General features: G+C 64.7%; 16 protein-coding genes and 1 pseudogene. 7 read left to right on the top strand and 10 right to left on the bottom strand.

The features are described 5' to 3' along the window. Positions 1-18: 18 nt before the first annotated feature. From DAEP_RS0112300 to DAEP_RS22680, 8 genes and pseudogenes are all read right to left on the bottom strand, one after another. Positions 19-1,377: a sigma-54-dependent transcriptional regulator gene (locus DAEP_RS0112300; protein WP_027244873.1), complete on the bottom strand. Its 1,359-nt coding sequence runs from the start codon at positions 1,375-1,377 to the stop codon at positions 19-21. 233 nt (positions 1,378-1,610) lie between these two features. Next, positions 1,611-1,991, bottom strand: coding sequence for a DMT family transporter (locus DAEP_RS0112295; protein WP_008557863.1), 381 nt, complete (start codon positions 1,989-1,991; stop codon positions 1,611-1,613). Between the two features lie 45 nt (positions 1,992-2,036). Continuing rightward, complete coding sequence (locus tag DAEP_RS0112290) at positions 2,037-2,357, bottom strand: DMT family transporter (RefSeq protein WP_027244872.1); 321 nt, start codon at positions 2,355-2,357, stop codon at positions 2,037-2,039. A gap of 217 nt (positions 2,358-2,574) precedes the next feature. Continuing rightward, on the bottom strand, positions 2,575-2,994 hold the full coding sequence (locus DAEP_RS22690; protein WP_051337386.1) for a MarR family winged helix-turn-helix transcriptional regulator: 420 nt from the start codon (positions 2,992-2,994) through the stop codon (positions 2,575-2,577). A 94-nt stretch (positions 2,995-3,088) separates the two neighbouring features. Continuing rightward, positions 3,089-3,382, bottom strand: coding sequence for a hypothetical protein (locus DAEP_RS0112280; RefSeq protein WP_027244871.1), 294 nt, complete (start codon positions 3,380-3,382; stop codon positions 3,089-3,091). Positions 3,383-3,412: 30 nt separating this feature from the next. Next, positions 3,413-3,661, bottom strand: a complete 249-nt coding sequence (locus DAEP_RS24370) for a cytidine/deoxycytidylate deaminase family protein (RefSeq protein WP_051337384.1) — start codon at positions 3,659-3,661, stop codon at positions 3,413-3,415. Between the two features lie 52 nt (positions 3,662-3,713). Then, positions 3,714-3,875, bottom strand: a pseudogene (locus DAEP_RS24545) (acyl-CoA dehydrogenase family protein); the annotation flags it as partial. 11 nt (positions 3,876-3,886) lie between these two features. Beyond that, on the bottom strand, positions 3,887-4,921 hold the full coding sequence (locus DAEP_RS22680) for an AMP-binding protein (RefSeq protein WP_051337382.1): 1,035 nt from the start codon (positions 4,919-4,921) through the stop codon (positions 3,887-3,889). A 1,172-nt stretch (positions 4,922-6,093) separates the two neighbouring features. Between DAEP_RS22680 and DAEP_RS22675 the strand changes: the two genes are divergently transcribed. Genes DAEP_RS22675 through DAEP_RS0112225 form a run of 6 tightly spaced genes read left to right on the top strand, consistent with a single transcriptional unit; the run spans position 6,094 to position 11,634 of the window. Then, on the top strand, positions 6,094-6,315 hold the full coding sequence (locus DAEP_RS22675; RefSeq protein ID WP_051337380.1) for a hypothetical protein: 222 nt from the start codon (positions 6,094-6,096) through the stop codon (positions 6,313-6,315). Next, complete coding sequence (locus DAEP_RS0112245; protein WP_027244869.1) at positions 6,315-7,775, top strand: TolC family protein; 1,461 nt, start codon at positions 6,315-6,317, stop codon at positions 7,773-7,775. The genes DAEP_RS22675 and DAEP_RS0112245 overlap by 1 nt, the downstream gene beginning before the upstream one ends. Before the next feature lie 14 nt (positions 7,776-7,789). Further along, positions 7,790-9,148, top strand: coding sequence for a multicopper oxidase family protein (locus tag DAEP_RS0112240; RefSeq protein WP_027244868.1), 1,359 nt, complete (start codon positions 7,790-7,792; stop codon positions 9,146-9,148). Between the two features lie 37 nt (positions 9,149-9,185). Further along, positions 9,186-9,872: a copper-binding protein gene (locus DAEP_RS0112235; RefSeq protein WP_027244867.1), complete on the top strand. Its 687-nt coding sequence runs from the start codon at positions 9,186-9,188 to the stop codon at positions 9,870-9,872. A gap of 56 nt (positions 9,873-9,928) precedes the next feature. Further along, positions 9,929-11,197 carry a 6TM ABC transporter family protein gene (locus tag DAEP_RS22670; RefSeq protein ID WP_245595087.1) on the top strand — a complete coding sequence of 423 codons (1,269 nt, stop codon included), beginning with the start codon at positions 9,929-9,931 and terminating at the stop codon, positions 11,195-11,197. Beyond that, the gene (locus tag DAEP_RS0112225) at positions 11,194-11,634 is read left to right on the top strand and encodes a c-type cytochrome (protein WP_008556570.1); all 441 of its coding nucleotides are present in this window, start codon (positions 11,194-11,196) and stop codon (positions 11,632-11,634) included. Before DAEP_RS22670 ends, DAEP_RS0112225 begins: the two co-directional genes overlap by 4 nt. 31 nt (positions 11,635-11,665) lie before the next feature. On the opposite strand, the gene DAEP_RS23340 is transcribed toward DAEP_RS0112225, so the two are convergent. Both DAEP_RS23340 and DAEP_RS0112215 read right to left on the bottom strand, forming a co-directional pair. Further along, the gene (locus tag DAEP_RS23340; protein WP_027244866.1) at positions 11,666-13,237 is read right to left on the bottom strand and encodes an SGNH/GDSL hydrolase family protein; all 1,572 of its coding nucleotides are present in this window, start codon (positions 13,235-13,237) and stop codon (positions 11,666-11,668) included. Positions 13,238-13,472: 235 nt separating this feature from the next. Then, entirely contained in the window at positions 13,473-14,810 is a 1,338-nt protein-coding gene (locus DAEP_RS0112215) for an aminotransferase-like domain-containing protein (RefSeq protein ID WP_027244865.1), read from the bottom strand. An 88-nt stretch (positions 14,811-14,898) separates the two neighbouring features. Here DAEP_RS0112215 and DAEP_RS0112210 point away from each other — a divergent pair, with 88 nt between their 5' ends. After that, positions 14,899-16,092, top strand: a complete 1,194-nt coding sequence (locus DAEP_RS0112210; RefSeq protein WP_027244864.1) for an MFS transporter — start codon at positions 14,899-14,901, stop codon at positions 16,090-16,092. The last annotated feature ends 193 nt before the right edge of the window (positions 16,093-16,285 follow it).

The following is a 16,285-nucleotide window of genomic DNA, read 5'->3' as shown; positions in this document are numbered from 1 at the left end:
GCGCAGCCTGCGCACGGCTCAGAGCCCCCAGGCCGCGCATTTGCGGTCAATGGTCTTACGCGAGACCCCCAGCCGCCGCGCCGCTTCGCTGCGGTTGCCGCCGGCGGCCTCCAGCGCGTGCAGGATCTCGCGGCGCTCCACCTCTTCCAGCGGCAGAATGTCAGCGGCGGGACGGGCAGGTGCCAAGGTATCCATGGAAAAGCTGCCGAAGATCAGCGAGCGTTCAATGAAATTCCGCAGCTCGCGGATATTGCCGGGCCAGTCGTGGCGCAGCAGGGCGGATTTGACGTTTGCGGGCAGCTCCAGCGGCGGCAGTTGCAGCTGGGCAGAGATTTCGTCGAGGAACAGCCCGGCAAGCTCAACAATGTCGGTGCCGCGTTCGCGCAACGGCGGCATTGCCACTTCGATCACGTTGATGCGGAACAGCAGATCCTCGCGGAACTGTCCCGCGGCCACCGCTTCCGCCAGCGCGCGGCTGGAGCTCATGACGAAGCGGACATCAAGCTGCACCGTCCGTTCCGTGCCGATCGGCCGGATGCGGCCATCCTCCAGCACTCTGAGCAGCGCGTTCTGCGCCGACGGGGTGAGTTCGCCGATCTCATCAAGGAAGACGGTGCCGCCCTGAGCCGAGGCCAGCAGGCCTTCGCGGCCCGCGGGCGCGCCGGGAAACGCCCCGGGGGCGTGGCCGAACAGCTCGTATTCTATGACATCCGCCGGAATGGCGCCGCATTGGACCGGCACGAAAGGTGCCCCCGCGCGGCTGGAACGGGCGTGCAGATGGCGTGCGGCGACCTCCTTGCCGGTGCCGGAGGCGCCGGTGATCAGCACCGGGGTGGAGACCTGTGCCACCCGGTCGAGCAGGGCGCGCACCTGGCTGATGGCGGGCGATGCGCCGACCAGTTCGCGGCGGCGGCGGCGACCGACACCGGTGCTTTCCAGCTCCCGCCGCAGCAGCATGTTTTCGCGCTTCAGCCGGGCGGTCTCGATGCAGCGGCGCAGGGCATTGAGGATCTGGTTGGAGCGGAAAGGCTTCAGAACGAAATCCGACGCACCGGCCCGCAGAGCGTCTATCGCCGTTTGCAGGTCGGCGTAGGCGGTGATCAGGATGGTATCGGTGAAACCGCCCGCGCGCCGCTGCTCCTCCAGCCAGTCCAGGCCTTTCTGGCCGGGCATGATGTTGTCGAGGATCATCACGTCATATTGCCGCGTGCTGAGCAGTGCGGCGGCGGCTTCGGTGTTTTCGGCCTCATCCGCCAGCTGGCACAGAGGCCGCAGGGTTTTCACCAGGAAATTGCGCATGCCCGGCTCATCGTCCACGATGAGAATGCTTGCTTGCCCCAGCGGGTCGGCCAGCCTTGCCATGTCTGTATTTGTCATACCTGCCGCTCTTCCATGGGCGCGGTCTTGGACTATTGTCGCTTTCCGGCGCTTTGTCGAGAGATCAGGGCCTGTGTGTTCCGCTGCGGGGATGCGCTAGTCAGGACATCAGCAATTGACCTGCCACCCGGTGCCGCCGGCAAAAAATGCCCGGGCCCTTCTAGGTGCCCGGGCGTTGCCCAAGTCGGGTCCGGCTGGAGCTGAGGCACTCCCTTATTCTGGAGCGCGCTGGTCTACTTGAGCTTGGGGCTGTCTGCCAGCTTCAGCCAGACCACCCCCGCGATGATGACCGCCAGCCAGCACGATTGCGCCAGGGTCAAGGGCTGGTCCAGCAGCACGGCGCCCAGCACCGCGGCGCCGATCGAGCCGATCCCGGCCCAGACCGCGTAGCCGATGCCGACGTCGATTGTTTTCAGCGCGACGCTGAGGAAATAGAGCGTCAGCAGGAAAAACACGATGGCCGAGACCGACCAGGTCAGCACGGTGAAGGCTTGGCTGCCGCCCACGCTCAGCGCGTAGCCAACCTCGAAAGCCCCGGCCAGCAGCAGTGCGCCCCAGGCGCCTTTGTTGCCGGTCTCTGCCGCGGGGAACGCAGAAGTTTGAGTGTCAGTCATGACTTATTCCTTTGAAACTGTTCAGGACATTTAAGGGGTTTCGGGTCACGCGGCGCCGCTCATTCGCAGGCCGACAACACCACCGATGACGATCAGGATGCCGACACCCTTGGAGAAGCTCAGGCGCTGGTTGAAGAACAACGCGCCAAGCGCGACGATCCCGACCCCGGCGAGCGCGGTCCACATCGAGTAGCCGACGCCCACATCAAAGGTCAGCAGCGCGAGGCTGAGGAAAATGGTTGCGAACACGCCGCTGACCAGCGTGATCGTGGTCCATTTGACGTTCTTGAAACCTTCTGATTTTCCGGCGGCGATGGCCACGGTGATTTCAAAGACGACAGCGATCATCAGATAAACCCAGTGCATAACTATTCCTTTCGGGTTGTTCCCCTGCGCGCGGGGCGGGGGCAATTTCGGGTGGGCCCGTCCGTGGAAATGGAGGGCGGGATATATTTACTTGCACATACAACATAGTGACCGGCGGTAGCGCCTGTCAATAAACATATTTGTGCATGCATCTACTTTGGAGGGGCTGCTTCTTCGGTTGAAGACCGGCGGAGGATGCGCTCCGCCGGATGTTTCATCAGGCTTCGGTCAGGACGCACAGAGCGCGGGCAGTCTCCCGGGCTTCTTTTTGCTCGAAGGTCTTTTTCAGCACGCGCTCCAGGCAGTCCTGGAATACCGGGGCGGCTTCCTCGATGTATTTTTTGCCGTGCTCGTTCAGGACACAGTATTTACCCCGTTTGTCGGAGGGGCAGCTGTCGCGGAAAACAAACCCCCGCTTTTCCAGCCGCTCCACCACCCGGGTGGTGGAGCTTTGGGTCAGCATCAAAAATTCCGCCAGTTCCTGCATGCGAAGCTCAAGGTCAGGCTGTTCTGACAGATGTTTGAGGGTCCGGAATTCGCTGAGGCCAAGGTCGCTGGACCTGCGCAGCTCTTCCGTGAGCTGCTTTTCGATCCCGTAGAACAAGGCCGTTATCTGATCCCAAACATCTAGCTTCATTGTGTGGCTCCTTTGTCCTGCTGGTGGCGCGCAGTACACGTTTGCTTTTGCAAGCAAAGATATTGCTTCTGCGCGCCACTTGCCAGACGTGAAGTCACACAGGCGCTGCATTCTTAGAAAAAAGTGTTCCGTATCCCTCAACAGACGGCTGAACGCCGGCTGCCTGCAGGGCGCCCCAGAACAGAACCTGGTTTGCGGTCAGCATTTTGAGTCCCAACTGGCTTTCGACGGCATCAATAACGCCAATGGCCCGCTGCCCGTTGCCGCCCGCAAACACGGCGTCTGCGCTGGAAGGGGCCACCGAGGTCTTGATCCAGTCGTAAAGCGCGGGCGGGGAGACGTATTTCTGACCGCTTTTCAGGCCGCAGGGCGCGCGGTGGCCGACCATCCGTCGGGCGGAAAATCTTGTCTTGAATCGTCATTTTTCAACTCTCCTGAACTGAGAGGATTGGTTTTCAAAAGGGGTGAGGGCGCCGGGCACCGCCAGATGGCGCGTTGGCAGGGGGAAATGCTCGGGGAAGCCAGACAGCAGCCGGTAGGACGTGCCATAGCCATAGCCGTAGCGGGCCGCCTCGCTGGCACTGACCGCATAGAGGACTTCGGACACGCCAGCGAATAACGCCGCCATGTAGCACAGTGCGCAAGGCTCGCCGGAGGCCAGCAGCACGGTACCCGCCAGATTGGTGCGGCCGTGGCGGGCGCATCATCGCGGCGATGCGCCCGCGCCGGATATCGTTGGTGCCCGAATAGATCGGCGCGGCCAAGGCTTCCGCGACCCCTTCTCCGAGGCCGGTCTCCACCAGACAGCTAACGCCGCCGTGCAGTTGGACCGCATCGATGGCATTGGCCAGCAGCTCCTCGCAGATGAAGGATTTGATCATCTGTCTCATGGTCATGCGCTTTTCTCCGGTCTGGGGGCATAAAGGCGCTGCACAGCGCCGCGGTTGATTTTGCCGGTTGAGGTCTTGGGCAGCGGCTCCTGCGTCAGCACGTAGTTGGCGCGGCCGATTAGAAGCAGGGACCCGTCGGGTTGCCGCTGCACCCGGTCGCCGGGACGGAAATAGGTGACCAAGCGTTCGTTCTCCAGCCGGGGCAGGAAGGCGTTGAGCGTCTGTTCGGGGTCGGTATAGCCGGTGGCGGCGAACGGGGTCGCGGTTAACAGCTCGCCGGTTCCCGGCTCGCCCGGGTCTTCGGTGATGTAATAGTCCGTGCCTGCGATCGGTCTGCCGATCCCCAGCTTTTCCGCCGCGGCGAAGTCTTCGGCGCCCAGCGTCAGGATGAAACTGTCGTTGGTTTCGGTGCTGCCGTAGATGTTGTGGAAGACCGCGGAGGGGAACTGCCTGGCCATCTGCCGGCGCAGGACGCGGGGCGCCGCTTCGCCGGTCACGATGACATGGCGCGGGGAAAACCCCGGGTCAGCCCGCCCCGCGGCGCAGAGGCGCTCTTGAAACAGGGAAACTGCCTGGACAATCTCCAGTCTGGCCTCGGCGCAGAGCTCCGCAAGGTATCCGGGTTCCGCCGACCGCTCGGGGTCGGCGAGAATGACTTCGGCTCCCGCGTCCAGGCCCGCCCAGAGCTCCAGCAGGCTCAGATCGAAGTTGAATGGGGCGATGCTGAGGATCCTGGTGCCGGGCTGGATTGAAAAACAGCCCTGTGCCCAGTCAAAGAACGTGTTCACCCCGGTCTTGCTGAGCACCACCACTTTCGGCACCCCGGTGGATCCCGAGGTTGTCAGGCAGAGCGGGACCGGCTCGCCGACGGGCAGCTTCGGGACCTGCCCGGTCTCCGCAACCCGCAGACTTCCGGCATCCGTTAAGCTGGCGATGTGGCTGGCGCCTGAGCGGGCGATCAGCTTGTCCTTCAACTCACCGCCAAGCCGGTCCGGGACCACAAGCGGGGTGGCGCCGCGCAATCCAAGGGAAATCATGAGCGCGGCGAAGCGGGGGGCTTCCTGCTTTCGACCAGCACAAGGCTTCCGGCCGATACGCTTTCCGGAAATTGCCAAGCCAGATCCTGAGCCATGCTCCAGAGGCCGCTGTAGCTCCTTTCATTGCCCGGCCAGGAAAGAGCTGTTCGGGACGGCTCCTTCTGGGCAAACGACCTCAACGAGTCCGATAGTCGCAGTAAATGCACTGGAACCTCCACCTGAATGCATGTGCAAGCAATCTGCAGGTGCGAGGATGGGGCAGCGGGTGACGGTTTGACAACTTGCCTGCGCAACTAAATTTAAGAGAGGAGCAGGATTGTGCTGAACGTCTCCACCCCGGTTGTTTGGCGGAAGCCTGAAGAGGGAGACTGTGGCGCGCGCCAACGGAAGTATTTTACGGGCAGCGCGGCAGCTTCACGGTCGCCTGCTGGCGTCCATCGCCCTGATCCAGCGGTACTGCGAAATCAAGCGCTTCGCGGACCGCAAATGAACCTGCGTTGCAGGTCTGATCAGTGCCCGAATCACCAGCTCTCGTCCGCTGCGACCCTCCTGCGCGGGAGGGTTTGCGGGGCGGTGCGGGCGCTTGCGATCAGCCCGGGAATACCGGGGAAAACACCCCAGAAAACCGCAAATTTGTGCGCTGAATGCATCATTGGCGTCTTGACGCGGGCCGGTCCTGTCAGGAGAAATACCGGCATGGCGTTTCTGGCACATATCTTCCGGCTGATCAGGGTGGCTGCTGCATGTGCGGTGATCCTTGTGCTGGGCTTTTCGCTGCCATCTGCCGCGCATGCCGTTGCGGGGCATCACGGCAACACGCCGGCCGCGCACAGTGGAAGCAATCATGACGGCGCTGCCGGGACCGCTGCGGCGCAAGACGTTTCCGAGGCCGGGGCGCATGAGCGCCAGGGGGCGCCGCAACAAGCCGCGGACACTGGAAACTGCTGCTCAGGCGCCTGTATGGCGGTTGCGGTGATCTCCTTGCAGCCGGCGGAAATCGCCCTCAAGCGACCCGTGCGCTGGAGGCAAGAGGCTTCGCAGCTGCCGTCCCGGCAACAGAATTCCCTGCTGCGCCCGCCAAAAGCCTGAGACATCTGAACCGTTTTTGACGGCCGCTAATCACTCCTGCACCTCTATGCAGGAGCCGCGCAGATATTTCTCAGGAAAAACACATGAAATCTCTCTTACTGGCCGGGGCGGGCGCCCTGCTGCTGGGGGCGTGCGCCAAGTCACCGGCGGCGCTGCCCGATACCGCCGCCTTGCAAGGTGCTGTGGCGCCATCCGGCCCCTACCGGTCCCTGAATTACCAGTCTCCCTTCAGGGGATTTGAAAACCACACGCCCCGCGGCCCTGTGTCCTGGCGCGGTGTCAACGAGCAGCAGGAGCGCCACTGATGACAGCGAAAACTTGGCGCGTTCTTTTGGCGTCGCCCCTGGTGCTGGCTGCCTGTTCGGCGGCGGTGCCGGAGAAATACACCAGCCCGCAGGCCGGGTTTCAGGAGGTCGCCAGCCAGACCACGGCCGCGATCGGCAAGCGCACGGCCTTTGCCCGGACCCAGGCCCAGAACGACGCGCTGGCGAAAGAGGTCCGGCAGCTGGTGCAGGGCAAGACAATCTCTGCCGATACCGCGGTGCAAGCTGCGCTTCTGAACAACAAGGGGCTGCAGGCGTCTTATGCCGCGGTCGGCCTGTCGGCGGCAGAGGCCTGGCAGCAGATGACACCGGAGAACCCGGTGGTCTCGATCGGCCTGATGGGCATCGGTGCACCGGAGCTGGGCCTGTACCGCGCCCTGGAATCCACCATCGCCGTGAACCTTCTGGACGTGAAGACCCGCAAGCAGCGCATCGCCGTGGCTGAAACGCAGTTCCAGCAGGCGCAGCTGAACGCGGTGAACGACACGCTGGCGCTGGCCGGGCAGACCCGGCAGGCCTGGATCAACGCCGTCGCGGCCTTTGAGCGGCTGAGCTATCTGCGCCAGGCCGGTGAGACAGCCGCGGCGGGGGCAGAGCTGGCCAGCCAGCTGGGCAAGACCGGCGCGCTGAACAAGGCAGGCCAGGCGCGGGAGTTTGCCTTTAACGCGGAGCTTGCAGGGCAGGTGGCCCGGGCTCAGCTGGAGGCAAAGCTCGCCAAGGAGGAGCTGACCCGCCTGATGGGGCTGTGGGGCAGCGATGCCAATTACTATGTGCCCGATGCGCTGCCGCCGCTGCCCAAGTCGCTGAGCAAAGTGCCGGCCATCGAAAAGGCGGCGCTGCAGAACCGGGTGGACCTGCAGGTGGCCAAGCTGGGGCTGGAAGCGCAGGCCCGTGCCTTTGGCCTCACAGACCGGACCCGGCTGGTCACTGACCTGGAACTGATTGCCGGGGTGGAGTCCGAGCGCGAGCGTGAGGACGGGGAGACGGAGACCGAAACCCTGCCGCAGCTGGAACTGGAGTTCGCCATCCCGGTGTTCGACACCGGCAAGGCGCGGATGCGCAAGGCGGAGCTGTCCTACATGCAGGCGGCCAATGCGCTGGCGGAACGGGCGGTCAATGTCCGCTCAGAGGCCCGCAGCGCAGAGCTGGCCTACTACTCCTCATACGAAATCGCCCGCCACTACCGTGACGTGCTGGTGCCGTTGCGCCGGACAATCGAGGAGGAAGGGCTGCTTAGCTACAACGGCATGATCACCAGCACCTTCGAACTGCTGACCGATGTGCGCGAAAAGCTGGCAGGCTCGCTGGAAGCGGCCAACGCCAAACGCGATTTCTGGCTGGCTCAGGCCAATGTCAGCGCCGCGATCTATGGCGGCGGCGCAGGGTCGGCCCCGCAGGGCGGCAGCGCCGAGATCGCCGCCGGCGGCGGCGCAGGCCATTGAAAGGATCAAAGGACATGATGAACAGACGTCAAATGCTTGGCGCCGGCGCCGCGGGGGCTGCGCTGGTGTCCAGCCAGGCCTGGGGCAAGACCGTGAACATGGGCCTGCCCGAGGCTGCCAGCATGGACAGCGCGGCGACCCAGCCGCCGCTGGCCCCTAGCACCGGGCCGGACTACAACCCGGTGGTCACCCTGAACGGCTGGACCCTGCCGTTCCGGATGAACAACGGGGTGAAGGAGTTCCACCTGGTCGCCGAGCCGGTCGAGCGCGAGCTGGCCGATGGCATGACCGCCCACCTGTGGGGTTACAACGGCCAGTCCACCGGCCCCACCATCGAGGCGGTAGAGGGCGACCGGGTGCGGATTTTCGTCACCAACAAGCTGCCCGAACATACCACGGTGCATTGGCACGGGCTGATCCTGCCCTCCGGCATGGACGGGGTTGCCGGGCTCAGCCATCCGGGCATCCCGCCCGGCAAGACCTTTGTCTATGAGTTCGACCTGATCAAATCCGGCACCTTCATGTACCACCCGCATGGCGATGAGATGGTGCAGATGGCGATGGGCATGATGGGCATGTTTATCGTGCATCCCAAGGACCCCGCCTTCATGCCCGTCGACCGGGACTTCCTGATCATGCTGAACGCCTTTGACATCGACCCCGGCTCCTATGTGCCGCGGGTGATGGAGATGACGGACTTCAACCTGTGGTGCTGGAACAGCCGGATCTTCCCGGACATCGACCCGCTGGTGGTCAATCAGGGCGACCGGGTGCGGGTCAGGACCGGCAACCTGACCATGACCAACCACCCGATCCACATGCACGGCTACGACTTCCAGGTCACCTGCACCGATGGCGGCTGGGTGCCGGAAAGCGCCCGCTGGCCGGAGGTGTCGATCGACATTCCCGTCGGCGCCATGCGTGCCTATGAGTTCGACGCTGTGCATCCGGGCGACTGGGCGATCCACTGCCACAAGTCGCACCACACGATGAACGCCATGGGCCACGACATTCCAACCTTCATCGGTGCCGACAAGCGCAAGCTGACCGGCCAGATGCGCAAATTGCAGCCCGAATACATGCCGATGGGCACTGCCGGCATGGCCGATATGGCCGAAATGTCGATGCCACTGCCGGACAACACCGTGCCGATGATGGCTGGCTGGGGCCCCTACGGGCCGCTGGAAATGGGCGGCATGTTCTCGGTTGTGAAGGTGCGCGAGGGCATCGCCGCAGACGACTACAGCGATCCCGGCTGGTACGAGAACCCGCCCGGCACACAGGCTTACGAGTGGACCGGCGAGTTGCCGGACTTTGCCCGCGTGGAAGATGCGCAAACCCGAATTACCCCGAAACCAACCGCCAAGGGCTGAGCCCTGGCTTTCTACCAAACCTAACGAGGAGTCAGACATGAACAAGATCCTTTCCGCAGCCTTCATCGGCGCTCTTTCCGCTGCCCCGGCCTTTGCCGACGGCGGCCATGACGGCGGCATGGAGGTCGGCAAACCCGGCAAGGCCGCGCACGCGGACCGCGAGGTCGCCGTCACCATGAAGGAAACCGATGACGGCGAAATGCTGTTCGAGCCTTCCAGCTTTTCCTTTGCCAAGGATGAGACGGTGAAATTCGTGATCACCAACGCGGGCGAGCTGGAGCATGAGTTCGTGCTGGATACGGCAGAGCGCAATGTCCACCACAAAGCGATGATGGCCAAAATGGAGATGGAGCATGACGATCCGAACTCGGTGCGCCTGGAGCCGGGTAAATCGGGGGAGGTGGTCTGGACCTTCTCCAATGCCGGCACTTTTGAGTTCGCCTGCCTGATCCCCGGCCATTACGAATCCGGCATGCACGGGCCGATCGCCGTGCTTGACGGCAACGGCGGGAGCTTCACCAAGGGCACGGTCAAGAAAGTCGATGCGGCGTCCGGCAAGGTCACCATCATCCATGAGGAGCTGGTAAACCTGGAGATGCCCGCGATGACCATGGTGTTCCGGGTGGCGGATGACGCGATGCTGGACCAGCTGAAGGCCGGCGATGCCATTGAATTCGTTGCCGATCGGATCAAGGGCAGGCTGACCCTGACCGCGCTGAAGTAAGCCCGCGGCGGAAGGCGGGCCCGCCTGCCTTCCGCTGACCGGAACAGGGATAACCGATGCCGGAATTCCACTCTCTTGCGCATGACGCGGCGGCGGCGCTGGGCTTCAGCTATGACAGCACGGCACCGGCCTGGCTGCACCCGATGATGCATCTGGTGCTGGTGCTGGCCCCGGCGCTGCTGGCTGTGACCCTGGCAGTCCAGGCTGCCTGGATGCTGCGGCGCAGGCTGCGCGCTGCACGGGCAGCCGGTGCTGCTGAGCAAGACCAAGATGGCGGTGCATGGGCCGGTCTGCCGCGCCAGATCCTGCGCACGACAGGGCGGCAGCAGATGTTCCTGGTCCTGCTCAGCCTGACCGCGATGCCGATCCTCTACCTCACCTTGGAACTGCCCAAGCAGATTGTGAACCGTGTCTTTGAAAGCCAGGATATCGCGGTGCCGGTTCTGGGATTTGAGCTCTCGCAGGTCTCTCTGCTGTTTTTGCTGTGCGGCGCCTATCTGGCGGCCATCTCGCTTAACGGACTCAACAAATACTGGCTGAACATCAGCAAGGGCCGGGTTGCCGAACGCTTTGTGCGCCGCCTCCGTCTTACCGTTTACCGCCAGTGGCGGCGGGACCGGCCTGCGCGGCGCAAGCTTGCCATCATGCCGGTTCTGGGCCCCGAGGTCGAACCTGTCGGCGGCTTTGCCTCGGAAATGCTGACCGTGCCGCTGCTGCAAGGTGGGACGCTGGCGACGATCCTTCTGTTCATGTTTGTGCAGGACCCGATCCTGGCCGCGGCCGCGCTGACGGTGCTGCCCTTGCAGCTGATCATCGTGCCGCGGCTGCAGCGGCGGGTGAACACGGTGTCCCGCAAACGGATCCGCGAAATGCGCCAGCTGGGGGAAATCCTGGACCAGGACATGCGGGGACCGGGGCAGGGCGCGCTGCCGGCCGCGCGCAGTTTCCGGCAGTTGCAGCACCTGCGCCTGCAGATCCACCGCCTCAAATTTCTGGCCAAGGCGATCAACAACTTCCTGACCGCCCTGACGCCGTTCCTGTTCTACTCCCTGGGCGGCTATTTCGTGCTGCAGGAGCGGGTTTCGCTAGGGGCGCTCGTCGCGATGCTGTCGGCGCACAAGGAATTTTCCTCGCCGCTGAAGGATCTGTTCCGGTTTTATCAGCAAAGCGAAGACGTGCGGATCCGCTATCAGGAAATCCGCGCCTTTGCCGCCCCCGCGGGCGCGGCGGCTGGATTTTCACAAGCTGCGGGCCGCCGCTGCTACACCCCGGTCCCTGCCCAATGCGGCGCGTCATTCACCCATCAAAGAAAGACGACCTCATGAGAAAGATCTTTGCCATTACAGCCGCCGCTGCCGTGGCAGCCGCTGCGGCCTATTTCGTCTACAGCGGCGCAGGCAGAGACGGCGCAACCGCGCAGCGCGAGGTGCTGGCGCACGGTGCCCCGCTTGCTGCGGTTCAGCTGCCGCCGGAATTGAGTGATACCGCAAAGATCGGAAAGCGCGCCTTCGATGCGGTCTGCGCCGAGTGCCACGGCGGTAATGCCGCGGGCCGCAACGGCATCGCGCCGCCGCTGGTCCACAAGATCTATGAACCTTCGCACCATGGCGATGCTGCCTTCATGCTTGCGGTCCGCAACGGCGTGCGCGCGCACCACTGGAAGTTCGGCAACATGCCTGCGCAGCAGGGGCTGACCGATGCCGACGTCAAGGGCATTACCCTCTACGTGCGGGAGTTGCAGCGGGCCAACGGGATCAACTAGCCGCGATGCGGCCTGTGCCCCGGCTGCGCTTTCAAACCAGCAGCACGTCGCCTGTTTGCGGCGCGGAGACGGCCCCCCAGCTGTCGGCGGCCTGGAACCAGTCAAAGCCGTCCAACTGGGCGGCAATGCTGCTGCGGCCGTCGATGGCGCGGATGAATTCGATCCCGAAAACGGTGATGCCGAGGCTGCTCAGCACAGCGCCCGTGCCGCCGGCGCTGAAGTCTGCGAAATTCGCATTGTCCAGCACGAGGTAGAGCGTGTCCGTGCCTGCTCCGCCCCGGAAGGTGTCCGCAGAGGCGCCGCCGCCGCCAGCCAGCGCGGCTTCGGTGAAAATGAAGGTGTCGTTGCCCCGGCCGCCAAGAACCAAATCGCTGCCGCGGCCATCCGCGATCACATCGTTGCCGCTGCCGCCGCGCAGCACGTCATCGCCATCGCCGCCGCTGATGATGTCGTCGTCCCGGTTGCCATTCACGGTGTCATTGCCGCTGCCGCCCAGGATCACGTCGTTGCCGCTGCCGCCCCGGACGTCATCGTTTCCGCTGCCGCCGGCCACGGCATCGCTGCCCCCTCCGGCACGGATGATATCATCGCCGCCAAGCGCGAAAATGGCGTTGTCCTTGGATCCCCAGCCCTGGTCCGTTGCGCCGTTGTCGAGCAGCGCGGTCTTGCCGCCCCCCATGACGAATTCGCTGTAGGCGCCCCACAGCTGATGCGCGGTCTCGGCCGGGTGGATTGCGTCCCAGGCCAGAATCTGGTCGCTGTCAAAGGCGCTGCCGTCGATCAGGTAATCGGTCCGCTCCGCCAGGATGCCGAAACCTGCCGGATCCTCGGTCAGGGCTTCCGAGACGGCCGAGAGGTCAACCGCCCGGGCGTCGGTCCCGGCGCTGCGCAGGCCGGAAATTGCATCCGCAATCAAGCTGTTAAAGGTAGTGATGAGGAGATCGGCAAAGCCGGTGTACAAGGGGGCGAGCGTGTCGAATTCCGGATAAAACCCTGCCCGCGGCTGGGTAGCCAGGAAGACCGTCCCGACACCTGCGGCGCCGAGCGTGTTCGCTGCCGCGGTGATCTGCGCGATCAGACCTTCCATCACCGGGGTTGCCAGGGCCAGGAAACCGGCCTCGGTGGTGATCTGCTGTTCCTGCACGGTGTCCAGCAGGGCGGTGAAATCATTGCCGCCGATCAGCAGAAACGCCGCGGAGTCCGCCGGCACGCCGCCAGCGGCATCTTCTGCGAAACCGGAAATCTGCGCTTCCAGATCAATCATGTCCTCAAGCAGCCCGTCGCCCAGGGCCGTCGCCGTCGCGACCGCATAGTTCTGAACCTCGAACCCGCCCAAAGCAGCGGCATAGCTGGCATGGGTCAGCGCGTTGGTAACAGCGCCCGCGGGCCCGATTTCGGAAAAGCTGGCAATCACGGTCTGTCTGGCCTCGGTCTTGGCCTGGGCGCGCAGCGCGTCCAGTTCCTCCGCCGATGGGATGCTGCCGAAAGCAAGGATCAGACCGGACAGAATAACCGGCTCGATCACCGCAGCCAGAAGGTCTACGGCGTTGCCCTCATCCGTCAGGCTGTCGCCGAAATAATAGACTCGTGAAAATGGGGTCATGATCCTGCACTCCCGGCGCCGCCGGGGCTGCGCCCGTTACTGATAACCTGAAAACTGGAAGAGGCGCTGCCGTCCCGGTGGCGTGCGAACCCGGTTTCGCTGCCCGCGCGCGTTCCAGTTTTTATGCTGCCATTGCGGGCGATCCAAAGCAAGGTCTTCGGGTAAGGACTGTCCGCGGGCCGAGTGCGCGCGTTGCGCAAAACCGCCTGCCGCAGCAGGCGGGCAGCAACTGCCATCAGGCGGATGGGTCTTGGTTGCGCACTGCCGCCCTCACGGTTTGCAGGATGCCGGCGAGGCTGGCCTTTGGCACACCGCCAAAGGCCAGCCGCAGGGCCTGCGGCGCGGCTGCGGTGACCGCAAACGGTTCCGCGCCCGAAACGGAGATCGCCTTCTCCCTCAGCTCTGTCACAATGGGCTGCGCGCGCACGCCCTTGCCAAGCGGCAGCCAGGCAAAGCCCGCGTTCCGGTGCGCAATGAGGGGCCTGTCTGCAAAGACGCTTCGAAGGATCGACTGGCGCTCGGCCCCGTCGCGCCTGCGGTTTTCTTCGCACTGGCTGAGCGTGCCGTCTTCGATCCATCCGGTCACCAGCGCGGAGACCAGCGCCGGGGCGTTCCAGGTGGTGGCGCGGATCACCTCAACCAGCGGCGCGGTCTGCATGGGCGGCGCAATCATATATCCCAGCCGCAGCCCCGTCGCGAGGTTCTTGGAAAACCCGCCGATGTGCACAGTCCGGTCCGGCGCCAGCGCCAGGAAGCTGGGCGGCGGGTCAGGCTCCAGAAAGGCGTAGGGGGCGTCTTCGATGATGAGGAGGCTGTGGCGCTCGGCAACGGCAAGCAGACGGCGGCGCGCCGCCTCATCCATGACCGCCCCAAGCGGGCTGTGGACCGTCGGCATCAGGTAAACCGCGCGGACCGTTCGCTCGCGGCAGTGCCGGTCCAGATCGTCCGGATCCATCACGCCGTCCGGTGAGCTGACGGGCACAAGCTCAAGGCCGCGCAGGGCCGCGGCCGATTTGAAGCCGGGGTAGGTGAGGGTATCTGCGGCAATGGCATCGCCGGGCCGGAACAGCCCCAGGCAGACGGCGGCCAGGCCGTGCTGGCTGCCCGATGTGACCAGAAGCCGGTCCGCGCCGATGGGGCCAAGGCGCGGGGAGAGATGCCCGGCAATGATCCGGCGTTCATGCATCCGCCCGCCGTGGGGCTGATAGCGCAGCATCGCCTCCAGGTCGCCCGCGGCAGCCAGCCGCCGCAGCCCGGCGCGCAACATGGCGGCGTCGTCCGGATCGCCGGGCATGTTGAACACCAGGTCAGTGATCCCTTCAGCCGCGGACTGGTGAACGCCAAGCATCATGGGCAGGCCGGGGTCGCGCACAAACGTGCCGCGGCCGGTTTCGCCTGCGACCAGCCCCCGGTTCTCAAGCTCCTTGTAGACCCGCGTCGCGGTGGCCAGGGCAACGCCGGAAGCCTCGGCAAAGGCCCGGTGCGTCGGCAGTCTGGACCCGGGCGCGAGCTTTCCTTCGCGGATCGCCTTGGACATCAGATCGGCAAGCCGGGTGTATCTGGCTTTGCTCATCGGGGCGCTGTCCTTAGTACAATGGAAAAATTGTCATAGATTGAGCCTCGTGGCATCCCGGTCTCAAGTCAACCTTGAGGTTTGCGTCATGCCCCGTTTCCTGTCTGCGTCTTTGCTGGCCCTGTGCCTGTTCACGGTGACCTTTGCCGTCAATCTTCAGGCTCCGCTGTATGAGGTCTATGCGGCTGGCAGCAGCCTTGGGGCAACGGCGGTGACAGTGGCCTTCGCGGCCTATGCCGCGGGGCTGATGCCGGCCCTGCTGCTGCTAGGCGGGCTGTCGGACCGGATCGGGCGCCGCATTCCGGTGGCGCTGGCGCTGATCCTCGGCTGTGCGGCCACCGGATTGCTGGTTCTGGCCCCGGGCTGGCCCAGCCTGGTTGCCGCGCGGGTTTTGCTGGGGGCCGGGACAGCGCTGGCGACAACCGCCGGAACTGCCTGGATGGCGGAGATCCTGGGGGAAGGCCGTGCCCGGACGGCAGCTTTGACCGTGACATCGGCGACGTCACTGGGGTTCGGCGGCGGCGCGCTGGCAACCGGGATATCCCTGGCGGTGCAGGGGGCGGTGCTGGTCCCGGGCAGCTATGTTGCCTTGCTCGCCGCCGCGCCGGTCCTGGCCACGCTGATCTTTGCCCTGCCACAGGCCGACCGGCCGCGGCGGGTGTCCTTGCTGCGCCTGCCGGTGTTTCCGTCCGGAACCTGGGTCTATGGCGCCGCGATGGCGCTGGCGTGGTCGGCAACCGGCATGACCATTGCCGTGGTGCCCTTGCAACTGGCGGCGCACGGCCTTGGCGGCTGGACCGGACTGGTGATCTTTCTGGCGATCTTCACCGGCTTCCTGTGCCAGCCGGTTGCCCGCCGCCTGTCCAACAGCCAGGCGCTTGCCGCCGGATTTCTTCTGGTTCCGCTTGGGTTTCTGGCGCTGCTGGCGGGTGTTTGGCTGCAGGCGCTGGTCCTTGTGCTGGCCGGAACCTGCATCACCAGCGCGGCGAGTTACGGGTTCACGTATCTGGCGTCCCTGGCAGAGGTGTCGCAGCGCGCACCGGAAGACCGCGCCCGCGCCACGGCAGGCCTGTTTGTCTATGCCTACAGCGGGTTCTCGCTGCCGGTGATCGCCAGTGGTGCGCTGGCGGACATGCTGGGGCTGTTGCCCGCGCTGGCGGTCTTTGCCGCTGCGCTGGTGGCGGCGGCGCTGATGATCGCTGGCCTGTGGCGGCGGCAATCCGGGCCGCGCCGCGGCAGCTTGGGCGTGTTCCGTTTGAGGAAAATCTTTAGCGGGTCCTGAGCGGGAATATGCTGGAGCCGCAGAGGGAAAGTGTTCACGGACCGCGTACTGCGCGGCCTTCCCGGTTCCCTTTTGCAGCAGGGTTATACAGGGGCTGCGGACCCGGCAGTCTGCCTTGCGGGGGCGGAGTCCCTGCAGGACAGCCTGAGTAAGCCATTGCTCAGGCTCAGCTATTCCTGTCGTGCATAGCCCT

The organism is Leisingera daeponensis DSM 23529 (assembly GCF_000473145.1).
GTDB classification, from domain to species: domain Bacteria; phylum Pseudomonadota; class Alphaproteobacteria; order Rhodobacterales; family Rhodobacteraceae; genus Leisingera; species Leisingera daeponensis.
This window is presented reverse-complemented; position numbering and strand designations above follow the sequence as displayed.

Bases quoted from the DNA above. Each gene is read 5' to 3' on its own strand.
- DAEP_RS22675 (WP_051337380.1), top strand. From the start codon at position 6,094: ATGAAATCTCTCTTACTGGCCGGGGCGGGCGCCCTGCTGCTGGGGGCG.
- DAEP_RS0112225 (WP_008556570.1), top strand. From the start codon at position 11,194: ATGAGAAAGATCTTTGCCATTACAGCCGCCGCTGCCGTGGCAGCCGCT.
- DAEP_RS0112280 (WP_027244871.1), bottom strand. From the start codon at position 3,382: ATGGTCGGCCACCGCGCGCCCTGCGGCCTGAAAAGCGGTCAGAAATAC.
- DAEP_RS0112235 (WP_027244867.1), top strand. From the start codon at position 9,186: ATGAACAAGATCCTTTCCGCAGCCTTCATCGGCGCTCTTTCCGCTGCC.
- DAEP_RS22680 (WP_051337382.1), bottom strand. From the start codon at position 4,921: ATGATTTCCCTTGGATTGCGCGGCGCCACCCCGCTTGTGGTCCCGGAC.
- DAEP_RS23340 (WP_027244866.1), bottom strand. From the start codon at position 13,237: ATGACCCCATTTTCACGAGTCTATTATTTCGGCGACAGCCTGACGGAT.
- DAEP_RS0112245 (WP_027244869.1), top strand. From the start codon at position 6,315: ATGACAGCGAAAACTTGGCGCGTTCTTTTGGCGTCGCCCCTGGTGCTG.
- DAEP_RS22670 (WP_245595087.1), top strand. From the start codon at position 9,929: ATGCCGGAATTCCACTCTCTTGCGCATGACGCGGCGGCGGCGCTGGGC.
- DAEP_RS0112290 (WP_027244872.1), bottom strand. From the start codon at position 2,357: ATGCACTGGGTTTATCTGATGATCGCTGTCGTCTTTGAAATCACCGTG.
- DAEP_RS0112215 (WP_027244865.1), bottom strand. From the start codon at position 14,810: ATGAGCAAAGCCAGATACACCCGGCTTGCCGATCTGATGTCCAAGGCG.
- DAEP_RS0112210 (WP_027244864.1), top strand. From the start codon at position 14,899: ATGCCCCGTTTCCTGTCTGCGTCTTTGCTGGCCCTGTGCCTGTTCACG.
- DAEP_RS0112240 (WP_027244868.1), top strand. From the start codon at position 7,790: ATGATGAACAGACGTCAAATGCTTGGCGCCGGCGCCGCGGGGGCTGCG.
- DAEP_RS0112295 (WP_008557863.1), bottom strand. From the start codon at position 1,991: ATGACTGACACTCAAACTTCTGCGTTCCCCGCGGCAGAGACCGGCAAC.
- DAEP_RS22690 (WP_051337386.1), bottom strand. From the start codon at position 2,994: ATGAAGCTAGATGTTTGGGATCAGATAACGGCCTTGTTCTACGGGATC.
- DAEP_RS0112300 (WP_027244873.1), bottom strand. From the start codon at position 1,377: ATGACAAATACAGACATGGCAAGGCTGGCCGACCCGCTGGGGCAAGCA.